At 69.3% G+C, this 853-nt stretch carries 1 protein-coding gene; it reads left to right on the top strand.

Annotation, left to right across the window (positions count from 1 at the left end; genetic code table 11):
* Nucleotides 1-327: 327 nt before the first annotated feature.
* The gene (locus tag AQI95_RS44250; protein ID WP_067137163.1) at nt 328-849 is read left to right on the top strand and encodes a transglycosylase SLT domain-containing protein; all 522 of its coding nucleotides are present in this window, start codon (nt 328-330) and stop codon (nt 847-849) included.
* Nucleotides 850-853: the final 4 nt, after the last annotated feature.

Genomic DNA, 853 nt, shown 5'->3' with positions numbered 1-853 from the left:
TCCGAGGGGGTTGGGGGCGTGACGCCACCCATAGGAGGCAGATCACATCCTATGCGGGGTCGTAGGCGGGGACGGGTCTGAGCAGGGAGTAAAGCCGTCATAAGAGGCTATATCGGGCATTTGTCCGATGTGGGGTAGTACGTCACATCATTGCGCGCCGCCCGGCCCGCCGCTAACCATGGCTGTCGTTGCCGGGCAGCAGGGCGACGCACCGAGCGGATACCCGCCGGGACGTCCCCCGCGCTCCACGGCACGGGGCACCGCCCCCACGCCACCGCCCCACGGCGGTAGCGCCGACGACGTCCCCCACCGGAAAGTTGCTGTCACATGACCCTGACCCACCGCACCCGCATCGCCCGTCTTCGCACCCTCGCCCTGACCGGTCTGGCCACCACCGGTGCCGCGACCGTCGCCCTGACCCTGATGCCGGCCAGCGCGCAGGCCGCCGAGGCCACGCAGGCGCACACCTCCTCCGCGGTCAAGGCCTCCGGCAGCGGCACCCGCGCCGCCGGCAAGAGCACCGGCTACGGCAACAACCTCGACGGCTGGATCAAGCAGTCCCTGCAGATCATGAAGGCCAAGGGCATCCCGGGCAGCTACGACGGCCTCAAGCGCAACATCATGCGCGAGTCCGGCGGCAACCCCAGCGCCCAGAACAACTGGGACGTCAACGCCCAGAAGGGCACCCCGTCCAAGGGCCTGCTCCAGGTCATCGACCCGACCTTCAACGCCTACCACGTAGGCGGCACCGCGCACAGCGTCACCGACCCCGTCGCCAACATCACCGCCGCCGCCAACTACGCCGCCCACCGCTACGGCTCCATCGACAACGTCAACTCCGCCTACTGACCCG

Origin of the sequence: Streptomyces yokosukanensis, from assembly GCF_001514035.1 — a bacterium.
Classification (GTDB): domain Bacteria; phylum Actinomycetota; class Actinomycetes; order Streptomycetales; family Streptomycetaceae; genus Streptomyces; species Streptomyces yokosukanensis.
Note: the sequence above shows the minus strand (reverse complement) of the source record. Positions and strands in the feature narration are given on the sequence as shown.

Coding starts and splice junctions, on each gene's coding strand:
- AQI95_RS44250 (WP_067137163.1), top strand. CDS start 328: ATGACCCTGACCCACCGCACCCGCATCGCCCGTCTTCGCACCCTCGCC.